The sequence below is a fragment of the Micromonospora sicca genome (genome assembly GCF_003172935.1).
Lineage (GTDB): Bacteria > Actinomycetota > Actinomycetes > Mycobacteriales > Micromonosporaceae > Micromonospora > Micromonospora sicca.
This window is the reverse complement of record NZ_QGKS01000353.1, coordinates 1-10,320: the sequence shown is the minus strand read 5'-3', so window position 1 is coordinate 10,320 and position 10,320 is coordinate 1. Positions and strand designations below refer to the sequence as shown.

Here is a 10,320-nt window from a genome sequence, read left to right as displayed (position 1 = left end):
ACCAGCATGGCCAGCAACTCCTCATACGAGGGCGGGACCAGCGGCTCGGACTGCACACCATGATCTTGCCATCCGACCAGCCAGAGTGGACAGCCGGACGCCGACCCAACTCAAGCTGAATACGTACGGCGTCAGAAGTCCAAAGGCATCTGGACCGGAGCCTCAGCGAAGCTGGCAACCCTCAGTTTTGTCGTCGGCACCGTGACTGGGGTCATCGGCGTCTTCAAGTAGTCTGCCGGGCTGGCGACGATAGCTAGACTCAGCATCAAGATCATGCCGTCTGTAGGCCGTCTAACGTAGGCCAGCGGTAGCAACTAATGACCAACCATGACTAGTCCCGGTCCAGGTCAAAGCGTGTCTCGTCCAGTTCGGATGTCTATGCCCGGCAGTGGAATCAATACAACGCCAAGTGACGCCGTCACCCATCCTGACCTGCGCAACACCAACCGGCTGCGAACTTAGGCAAGGACTCGGAGCGTTGCAGCGTCTGGCCACCACGGTGCAGACCTGGTGGCCGCAAGATCCTCGTGTTCATCCGCACCAGGATCACCAATGCTGTCAACGCCGCCTGAATCCTGACCATTGATGTGCCTCGCGTTTTCCGGACAGCTGATCAGCAACTAATTCATGCTGCGAGCTGGTAGTTCAGAAACTCGTTGCGGGCTTGTTGCGGCGTCCGGTAGCCGAGTCCTGAGTGGCGTCTGCGGGAATTGTAGCGGAGTTCGATGTATCTGGCAATGTCGCGTCGTGCGTGTTCGCGGGTCGGGTACTGGGTGCGGTTGACGCGTTCATTCTTGAGCGCGGCGAAGAATGATTCGGCCATCGCGTTGTCGTAGCAAATGCCGGTGCGGCCGACGGACTGCCGCAGCCTCAGTTTCTTCAGAATGGCGGCGAAGTCGCCGGAGGTGTAGTTACTGCCGCGGTCGGAATGGAAAATGGCGCCGTCGTCGGTCGGGTGGTTGCGCACGGCCATGGTGATCGCTGATTCGATCAGGGCGGTCTTGTAGTGGTCGTCCATGGCCCAGCCGACGATTTCGCGGGTGTGGCAGTCGATGACGGTGGCCAGGTACAGCCATCCCTGCCAGGTCGGAATGTAGGTGATGTTGCCGACCATCTTCTGCCCAGGCGCCTCGGCGGTGAAGTCACGGCCGACGAGGTCCGGCAGACGCCGGTCGTGGCCGTCGTTGTCGGTCAGGCTGTGCCGCCACGGCCGGGGCTGGCAGGGCACAAGGCCCAGCTCGCGCATCAGGGACCGCACCAGCTCCGGGCCGCAGGTGACACCCCACGCGGCCAGGTCGGCGTGCACCCGTCGGTACCCGTAGGTGTCGTCGGACTCCTCAAAGGACACGATGATGAGGTGTTTCAGCTCCTCCCGCCGGCAGGCGTTCGCTGATTCGGGCCGGTCACGCCATTCGTAATAGCCGGACCGGGACACGCCAAGCCAGGCACACATCGCGGCAATTGACGGCCCCGCCGTGGGAATGTTCTGGGTGGAACCGTGCGCGTACTCGGCGTCGATGAACTCGAACGTCTCACTCACCGATGATCCTTGGCGAAGTACGCGGCGGCTTTTTCAGGAACTCGTTCTCCATACGCAGTTCCCGCGCTTCACGCTCCAACTGCCGCAGTCTTTCCCGCTCGCTGATGTTCAGCGCCGGCTCGTCACCGGCGTGGTCCCGACGGTACGCCGCGACCCAGTTCCCGAGCGTTCCTTCCCCGATCCCGAGTTCCCGGGCGACCTGAGCGATCGGACGAGACGTCTCGATCACCATCTTCACCGCTTCCTCACGGAACTCGGGAGAGAAATTCCTCTTCGCGCGTGGCAATAGTCTTCCTTCCAGACAGGGCAATTCTATTTTTGGGGTCCCTGTCCGGAGAACCCGTGGCACCTCAGACGGAACGGGTGACCTTCCGTGTGGTCCTGGGCGTGGCGGAGGAGTAGCGCGGTCTTCCCGACTGGTCTCACCCACACGGCTTCAACACGTCCGCCGATCCACAACAACAGCACCCCCGGTGGCCGGAGGCGTAGGGCGCGCCGGCATGGGATCTGCTTGCCGCGCAGCGCGAACGCTCGGCGCGCGGCGCCGACCGGGGCGCGGGGCTGGCCCCGCGCCAGTCGGGCGAACCAGACGGCCGACGCGGCCGCGTCATCGGCCACGGGCAACGGCCGTCCGACCGCGACCAGGCCGTAGTGGGGCGTGACCAGGCCGTTGATCAAAGCGGCGTTCGACATGATCGCCTCTCGATCGCCAGTCGTCCATACGGTATGTATGCTTGCTGACCGAGACCTGCCCCTCCAACTCATGCCATCCCACCCATTCGCCGGGTGACGCTGGCCAGATCGGAGTGACATGGGCTGCTCACACGCTCAGGACTGCCCCCTCTTCCCCCTGCTCAACGCAAGCTTGAGCGCCTGGCGCAACTACTACTGCGACAGTGCGGAGGGTTGGCGGACATGTGCTCGGTACCAGCTGTACAGGACAGGCCAGCTCGTGCCAATCACGCTCCTGCCGAATGGAGTCGACGCGTTCAAGCCCGTACCTGCGGCAGTACCCAGGTCCACTCAACCGGTGAACGCACGCCGCCCGTGGACATCAGCAACATCGCGAGAGGTATTGGATAGATTACCGGCTGCGGAAAGCGCAGGTGATACGGAGCCGACTCCACCGGTAAACCACCCGGATCGCTCAGGCGCGCGAGACAAGGTCAGCGATGCATGGGTGCTTGCCGTCGCCGATGATGCGAAACGCCGCGGCGGTGAACGGCTGCACGTGTGGGTGACGAGCCAGGAGAAGCCGTGGGCTGCTCCTTTTCCCATCCCGCAGCCAGGGGAGCCTTCTCACGCCGACGGACCGGTGGGGGTCGCCGTCGCCTGGTTCGAGCCAGCCAGCGCCGCGTGGACGGAAACCCTCACTGGCTCGCGGTGCGAGGCGCAGGTGGAGGCGGCGATCTTGTTGGGCCTGCCGCGCTGGCCATCGGCGACACATCCGGCGAGGGTGACCACCTGGGGTGTGGGTCTGCGCGCTACGGGTCTCGCGTTGCATGACCCGACCGGGCATGTATTCGCCTACAGCGTCGCCGAGATACCGTCCAATTGGACGACCGCCGCAAGGGCGCTGGGCGCCGTCGCCGCCGTCTACGGAGTTGGTCCCCTGCAGCAGGCAGTGCACCCCGAGCCGCTTCCGGCTCAACGGCTCACCGAGGCGCGACGCGACGGAACCGTCGCCGCCGCATGGGTACCACTGCTCGAGTGACAGGCCGAGGCCGCCCCCTTTACCCGGCCAGCGTGCCGCATCTCGCGGTCGCCGTCCGCGGTATACGGGTGCTGAAGACGTGTTCACGTCGATGAGGCCCTGTACCGTGCCAAACTCGGTGCAGGGTCTGTGAACTCGGGTTTCGTTGATCCGATTATGCCGCCCGCTGGTACTCGTTGATGACGCCGCTGAGGACCCGGCGGCGTCGTATCGGCGCGTTGATCGGGATGACGACGGCCGGGTCGTGGTTCGGCGAGTGCTGGGCGAGGCTCTGGTGTGGACGATGCCCGTTGAAGTGGGCGGCGTATCCGTCGAGCACGGCGCGGGCGTGACGTTCGTTGTAGATCAGGAGTCTGTGGGTGCACCCGTGCCGGACGCTGCGGATGAACCGTTCTGCGTGACAGTTCGCCCGAGGGGCTCGGGGAGGGATCTTCACCAGTCAACGCCGTCGGCGGCGAACACCTCGTTTAAGCATCGCGGGAACTTCGACGTCCCGATCGCGGATCAGGAACTGGAACGACGTGACCCGGCCGCCGAAATCCATCACCAGGCTGCGGGCTTGCTGGGTGGTCCAGGCCGCAGTCGGATGCGCCGTGGCACCGAGAACGTGCACCCGGCGGCTTGCGACCTCCATTACGAACAGCACGTACAGCTTCTCGTTTAACCTCGGCCGCTGGTGGTTCCTGGCAGACCTTTGTGGATGCCGGCGTTTCGTGCTCGACGTGAGGACGACCACCGCTGATGATCTTCCGGTTCCTGGCAAGAACACGAAGATCAAGGCGGTGGCCGGCATCAGCAACGCCGCTAGATGTCTGGATGTGATCGTAGGGCGCCGCACGGAGATCGGGCATTAGTGGCGGAGGCACGGGTGGGTCAGCGGTAGCACCACCAGGCGTATGGATCGTCAGGATTCGACGTTTGTGCGTAGGCGCCCGAACCGTACGTGTCGCGGCAGGCGACGTCCATGCCGACGGCGGACGGGAATAGAAGACTCGTACATTGCCACAGCGCCGATCCACGGCGTCAGCGAGAGCGCCACCCTACAACGCCGAAACCACCAGCGCGACCAGCGACACCGCCGCCGAGACGCCCAACGGTCGCGGACGAGCCGGTCAGCGTGAACAGCTGCGTGGGAATGGCCAGCCGACGTACCTGGTCTCACCTCGCCCGCACTGAAGGCGGTAGCGTAACGCGGGAAAACACCATTCGTGACGCCGGCGCGACAGGCGTCCGATGTCGAGCTCGCGACCGACCTCAGCGCGGACGTCCGGCTGGCCAAGTCGGCGACTATCCCGTCGAACTGTGCGGCCGCCGACGCGCTCGCCTGCTTGACTGCAGCGGACTGCGCTTCCCGACTGGTCTCACCCACACGGCTTCAACACGTCCGCCGATCCACAACAACAGCACCCCCCGGTGGCCGGAGGCGTAGGGCGCGCCGGCATGGGATCTGCTTGCCGCGCAGCGCGAACGCTCGGCGCGCGGCGCCGACCGGGGCGCGGGGCTGGCCCCGCGCCAGTCGGGCGAACCAGACGGCCGACGCGGCCGCGTCATCGGCCACGGGCAACGGCCGTCCGACCGCGACCAGGCCGTAGTGGGGCGTGACCAGGCCGTTGATCAAAGCGGCGTTCGACATGATCGCCTCTCGATCGCCAGTCGTCCATACGGTATGTATGCTTGCTGACCGAGACCTGCCCCTCCAACTCATGCCATCCCACCCATTCGCCGGGTGACGCTGGCCAGATCGGAGTGACATGGGCTGCTCACACGCTCAGGACTGCCCCCTCTTCCCCCTGCTCAACGCAAGCTTGAGCGCCTGGCGCAACTACTACTGCGACAGTGCCCAGGGCTGGCGGACGTGCGCTCGGTACGAGCTGTCCCGAACGGGCCAGCTCGTACCGATCACGCTCCTGCCGAATGGAGCCGACGCGATATATCTGGGGCGCGTACCCGCCGGTGCGGGGTCGGACACGGCACGCCAGACACCCCCGTCACGGCTCGATCCGGGGTCCTCGCAGCGGTTCGAGCCGGTGCCGGCCCGGGAGCTCAACCCGGTACCGGCACCCGCTCAAGGCTTCAACCCCGGCTCGTCCGCACCGGGTCCGCACCCCTCCAGAACTCCATCGGCCCCACCGGCGCCTCGGCGGGTCCGGTGGTGGACCCGACTCGTAGATTGGATTGCAGGTCCCGCATGACTGAATACTGGCCCTGGTGGGCGGGGGCTGTCGGGCTCGCTCTCACCACCATCAACTACGCCGTCACGACCGATCGATCCTTCGGGGTGTCCGGTGCGTGGGACCGCGTGCTGCACTGGCGCGCCGAACGCCGGGTCGAACGGGTGAACGAGCAGTTCGCTGACGAACGTGTCCTCGCCGAGGCTCTCGCCGCGGCCGCCGCCGACCAGTTCGGAGCCGGTTCGGCGGCACCTGCTGCGCATCCCGCCCCGCACGGCGACGCGCGGGCACCGCGACAGGACGGGCGACCACCTGCCTCGCCGAGCTCCTCACTGGCGAGCCTGCTCCCGGCACCCTTGGTCAGCCAGGTCGCCCTGCTCCTGTCGGTCTTCGTCGGCGGGTGGATAGCGGCGGTTACCGCCGGCCGGTTCCAGCTCCGCCTCGACATGGGCGACGCCTTCGGCCAGATCGTGACCGACAAACCGATCGAAATGATTGGCGCGTTGTTCGTCGGCGGTGTACTCGTCGGCTTCGGTACCCGTCTCGCCGGAGGGTGCAGCAGCGGTCACGGGCTCAATGGCTGTGGCCGGCTACAGCCGGTCAGCATCGTCGCGACTGCCGTCTTCTTCGGCACCGGCGTCCTCGTGTCGTTCCTGCTGTGGAAGGTGATCTGATGCGTACCCGGGGCGGGATACTCGTCGCTAACATCATCGCTGGGCTGGCTCTCGGCTATACCGTCGCGAACGTCGGGTTCGGTGACTACGCCGAACTGAACCGTATGTTCACCTTCCAGGATCTTCGCATGTTCCTGGCCTTCGCCGGCGCCGTAGCGATCATCGTCGTGGTATTCGCCGTATTGCGCGTCCGCCGCACCCCAGGTCGCATCCACGCCGGCGTAATCCCCGGCGCAATCTTGTTTGGCGCGGGCTGGGCGATCTCGGGTGGCTGCCCGGCGATCCCCATCGTGCAAGTCGCCAGCGGGTACCTCCCCGCCTTGGTCACGATCGCCGGCATAGTCGTCGGCATCCGGCTCTGCCGCTGGGCCAACACGAGGTACTTCCACCTCGACAGCGGATCCTGCGAGCGGTAGCCGAACGCGAGCGACTCGGACGGCACGGCGAGCTCAGTCGGTGGAAGCATTTGCCTCGACGAGTTCGGTGAATATCTCGGAGGGCTTCTTCCAGTCGTGGATCTTACGCGGTCGGTCGTTGATCTCGGAAGCCACCATGGCCAGATATTTGGGGTCGGAGGTGATCGGGACGCCCTTGGGGAAGTACTCCCGCAGGATCCGGTTGGCGTTCTCGTTGCTGCCGCGTTGCCAGGGTGAGTGCGGGCGGGCGAAGTACACCGGCAGTCCCGCGGCGGTGATCCTCGCGTGGCCTGCCATCTCCGACCCGCAGTCCCAGGTCAACGACCGGGCCAGCTGCGGCGGGAGGGTCCCGGCGGCGGCGATGATCGCGTCGCCGACGGTCAACGCGTCCCGGCCGGTCAGCGGGATCAGGACCACGAACCGCGAGGTGCGCTCGACCAACGTCGCCACCGCGCTCTTACCCGCCTTGCCGATGACCAGGTCACCCTCCCAGTGCCCGGGGACCTGTCGGCCCTCGACCTCGGCGGGGCGTTCGTCCAGGTAGCGGGGCTCACGGATCCGCGGCGCCGGCGCGGGGCGTGCACCGCCACGACGGGCGGTGCGGCCGGTCCGCAGCCGGATCAACTCCCGCGCCAAAGTGGACACCGGCTGGGCGTACACCCACTGGTAGATCGCCTCATGAGACACCCGGTAAGCCTGATCCTCGGGGTAGTCGAACGCCAACCGACCCGCGATCGACGCCGGCGACCAACCCAACCGCAGCCGCTCGCGTACCACCTCCCGCAGGCCCGGCGCCCGCTGGACCGCCCACGTCTTTGGCCTGCACCGGGCGAGCACCGCCGCCGCGTCGGCCACCGCGGCCCGGTACCCGACCCGGCCACCGTGCCGGGCGACCTCCCGCGAGACCACTGACGGGTTCCGGCTGATCAGGACACCGATCTGCTTGTACTCCAGGCCCTCGGCCAGGCCACGGGATATCTCTTCACGATCAGCCAAAGTCAACAATGCGCGCACGGCGGAACATCCTGTCCCACCAAACCAGCAAGATCAAATGCTACGACCGGCTGAACCTGCCCACGTCTCCGCGATGGTGAACTTCCGATTTAGCCGACTTGGCTCACGGTCTGCTGATTTGGGGGTCTGCGGAGAAGCCTGTACCTCGACGGGCGGGAACCGAGCCAGATCCCAGATTTCATGCGTTCGAGCTTCGGGCTGAACATCGCAGTCGTTACCGCGGACAACTGGCTCATCGTGTCCCGCAGAAGTCCACGAATGGCGACCGGTCGAGATATGTGGGCCCCGTCGGTCAACGAGTCACTCTCCCGTGAAAAGAACTCAGTGGACGGGGGACCGCCGGATCTCTTCCAGGCTGCCCGTCGCGGGATGCAGGAAGAGCTTCACATCGGAGACGACCAGTACGACCTTCGCCTCTTGGCCTTCCACGTCGCGACGTCCCTGTCGCAGTGGGGCGTCATGCTCCTCGCCCGCCTCAGTGCAATGTCCCGTGCCGACTTCGAGGCGCACCTGTCCAGAGGCGTCGAGGACGGCTGGGAACACCGGGCGATCGAATATGTGCTATTCGAACCCGTTTCGACGCTTCGCTACCTCTTGCGACCTGACAGACGGGACAACTGGACGCCCGCCGCCCCCGGGCTGTGCTACTTGGCCTTGGTCAACATGTACGGCCGACGACAGGTGGATGCTGCGCTTGATCGTGTTCTGCGCGACCTCTCATAGCCTTCGTGCTCGCGCCGAGCATTGCAGGCCCGGGGCCGGCGATGCCCTCCGCTAAGTAGCCGAGATCAGTGCGTTTCGGAAGTCAAACAGTGGCCAGCCGTCTCGCCGCCGTCCGCCGGATCCTTTTCGTTCTGCCGTACTGCGCCAGGTGATCGAGGGTGCGCACCGCCATGGAAGTCTCTGCAAGCCGAATCTGAAGCGAGTCAGTCCAGGCCGACAGCGTCTCCCGGGTGAGTTTCGGAACGGCGCCCTGGATCCGCAGGATGTCGACTTCTCGCGCACGCCGGGAGGCATACTGCCGGTCGCTCTCGTTGCGTGCCAACCCGATCCACTGCTCGCGGTGTTCCACATCAACCCACTCCATCATTTGGGCCACCACGGCCGCGACCAGCACGTCGTCTGGGTCGAGGAAGACCGCGGCGAGCAACCTCGGATGGCACGCCTCGCCGCAAATCGCCCTCTGATAGAGCGACTACCGCTGATGTTCGTCGCTAGCGTCCTCAGGTAGCGGTATATCAAGACACTGGGCAAGGGCCTGAAGATGCACGTCCAGACGGTCACTGGCCTGCGACAGACGCGTCACTCTCCCCATCGGGGTTCACCGGCACCACAACCTCACCTGACGCACCTTCCGGTGTCCCCGACCAGGGTAGTCGCGGCATCAGTCCGCGTGCGATTCATTCTCGCGCCGCACTGTCATGCCGCAGACCACGGTCAGCAGCACTGCCAGGTGAACATGGCTCGGTCGAACCTGGGACACTCGCCCCGGACGGCGCTGGCAGCGCTACGTCAACCTGAGCCCCTGAAGACGGTAGACGGGCAATCTCCAGTGCGGACGGCCGGTGCCGTATGCATGGTGCCGATCATCACTGATGGAGCCTAGGATGCGGCCCGTGAAGCGATCGACAGGTGCGAGTTCACCATCGGCGCCCGCTCGTGGCGGACGAAGGCATCGGCCCCAACGGGAGCCGGGCCAGCGTGCCCGGTGCGTTGACAACCTCGCGCACACTCTCGTCGAGGGCCGATCTGTCTATCTCGGCTGTCCATCGGACTTGCCGGCGATGCCGCAGGTACGGGTCGTCCTCGTCAGCCTGAAACCGGTAGTCTCCGACGATTACGCCTACGGCGGCGCGGCGCCGCCGCATCGGCACAACGACCACATCGTTAGGCTTCATGTCTAGCCTGAAGGATCGCCAGTACCTCACAAACACGGGGAACGCGCGTTCCGTCCGCTCTGGCAGCGCGGCCCTTAGTATCCGGAGGATTGGCTCGTCTCCCGGCCATTCCGATAGGTCGGGCATTTCTGGCCCACCGATTGGATCAAGTCCTCTTTGAGAAAGCGCCGCTCAACCGCTTCGTCGTTCCACGCTCGCACTCGCCAGTTCTGCGCCTGGTCATTCGGCTCAATGGTCGGCATCAGCTCAGTGTGTCTTCCGCAGGAGCGAACCTCCACTGCAATCGCCGGCGTGGACCTCTTCGGCGGACCCGAAGTTGTCAGACGTCTCGATATCGACTGGTCGAGTGCTGTTGGGGCGCACCAGGTCACGCCCCAACTGGCTTGGCCGCCCAGTTGTCGGCGAGCTCAGTGCTGACGTGTGCGAGCAGCGTGATGAATCTGGTGGTCGTCGACCACGACGGTGACGACTCCACCATTCGCGCTGGGCCGTGAACAGTATCAATCGTTGGCGGCCGGGCCGGAGCCGCCGCGGCATTGTCCTCCCGCAAAGGCAGGTGGACGCTCGCGGCGGTTCGCGCCGTTCCACCAGCACACGCAGCTTCCCGGGCAACTTGTCCTTCACGTTCCGAATTTGTGAAGCTGGCAGCGCTGGATCACCGGGTGGTCGAACACATCGGTCGCGGCCCCGTGCAGGGCCTTGCCTCCGTCGATGGCGACCAGGATCGGCCGCTTCACGCAACCGACTCAGAACGCCGACCCGTGCGGTACGTATTCAGCTTGAGTTGGGTCGGCGTCCGGCTGTCCACTCTGGCTGGTCGGATGGCAAGATCATGGTGTGCAGTCCGAGCCGCTGGTCCCGCCCTCGTATGAGGAGTTGCTGGCCATGCTGGT

At 65.5% G+C, this 10,320-nt stretch carries 10 protein-coding genes and 1 pseudogene; 4 read left to right on the top strand and 7 right to left on the bottom strand.

Annotated elements, in window-relative coordinates:
- Positions 1-625 precede the first annotated feature (625 nt).
- Positions 626-1,826, bottom strand: a protein-coding gene (locus DKT69_RS28875; protein WP_109804625.1) for an IS3 family transposase whose coding sequence is annotated in 2 segments (ribosomal slippage) — positions 626-1,565 and positions 1,564-1,826 — 1,203 coding nt in all. Because the reading frame shifts where the segments join, the coding sequence is not laid out codon by codon here.
- Positions 1,827-2,570: 744 nt separating this feature from the next.
- Between DKT69_RS28875 and DKT69_RS37955 the strand changes: the two genes are divergently transcribed.
- Positions 2,571-3,254 (top strand): hypothetical protein, encoded by a 684-nt coding sequence (locus DKT69_RS37955; protein ID WP_146231238.1) that lies wholly within the window; start codon positions 2,571-2,573, stop codon positions 3,252-3,254.
- Between the two features lie 154 nt (positions 3,255-3,408).
- On the opposite strand, the gene DKT69_RS28865 is transcribed toward DKT69_RS37955, so the two are convergent.
- Positions 3,409-3,690 (bottom strand): integrase core domain-containing protein, encoded by a 282-nt coding sequence (locus DKT69_RS28865; RefSeq protein ID WP_236648418.1) that lies wholly within the window; start codon positions 3,688-3,690, stop codon positions 3,409-3,411.
- A 3-nt stretch (positions 3,691-3,693) separates the two neighbouring features.
- Entirely contained in the window at positions 3,694-3,900 is a 207-nt protein-coding gene (locus tag DKT69_RS28860; RefSeq protein ID WP_109804622.1) for a hypothetical protein, read from the bottom strand.
- Between the two features lie 1,689 nt (positions 3,901-5,589).
- Between DKT69_RS28860 and DKT69_RS28855 the strand changes: the two genes are divergently transcribed.
- Complete coding sequence (locus DKT69_RS28855; protein WP_368666285.1) at positions 5,590-6,099, top strand: YeeE/YedE family protein; 510 nt, start codon at positions 5,590-5,592, stop codon at positions 6,097-6,099.
- Complete coding sequence (locus DKT69_RS28850; protein ID WP_109804620.1) at positions 6,099-6,515, top strand: YeeE/YedE thiosulfate transporter family protein; 417 nt, start codon at positions 6,099-6,101, stop codon at positions 6,513-6,515. The genes DKT69_RS28855 and DKT69_RS28850 overlap by 1 nt, the downstream gene beginning before the upstream one ends.
- 33 nt (positions 6,516-6,548) lie before the next feature.
- Here the strand turns inward: DKT69_RS28850 and DKT69_RS28845 are convergent, their stop codons facing one another.
- Complete coding sequence (locus DKT69_RS28845; RefSeq protein WP_438361886.1) at positions 6,549-7,520, bottom strand: IS30 family transposase; 972 nt, start codon at positions 7,518-7,520, stop codon at positions 6,549-6,551.
- Positions 7,521-7,709: 189 nt separating this feature from the next.
- On the opposite strand from DKT69_RS28845, the gene DKT69_RS28840 reads away from it, so the two are divergent.
- Positions 7,710-8,252 (top strand): hypothetical protein, encoded by a 543-nt coding sequence (locus DKT69_RS28840; protein WP_146231237.1) that lies wholly within the window; start codon positions 7,710-7,712, stop codon positions 8,250-8,252.
- 82 nt (positions 8,253-8,334) lie between these two features.
- On the opposite strand, the gene DKT69_RS28835 is transcribed toward DKT69_RS28840, so the two are convergent.
- The 3 genes and pseudogenes from DKT69_RS28835 to DKT69_RS28825 form a co-directional block, all read right to left on the bottom strand.
- Entirely contained in the window at positions 8,335-8,679 is a 345-nt protein-coding gene (locus DKT69_RS28835) for a hypothetical protein (protein WP_109804617.1), read from the bottom strand.
- A gap of 490 nt (positions 8,680-9,169) precedes the next feature.
- Positions 9,170-9,553 (bottom strand): DUF8426 domain-containing protein, encoded by a 384-nt coding sequence (locus tag DKT69_RS41650; protein ID WP_109804616.1) that lies wholly within the window; start codon positions 9,551-9,553, stop codon positions 9,170-9,172.
- Between the two features lie 468 nt (positions 9,554-10,021).
- A pseudogene (locus DKT69_RS28825) lies at positions 10,022-10,164 on the bottom strand (IS256 family transposase); the annotation flags it as partial.
- Between the last annotated feature and the right edge of the window lie 156 nt (positions 10,165-10,320).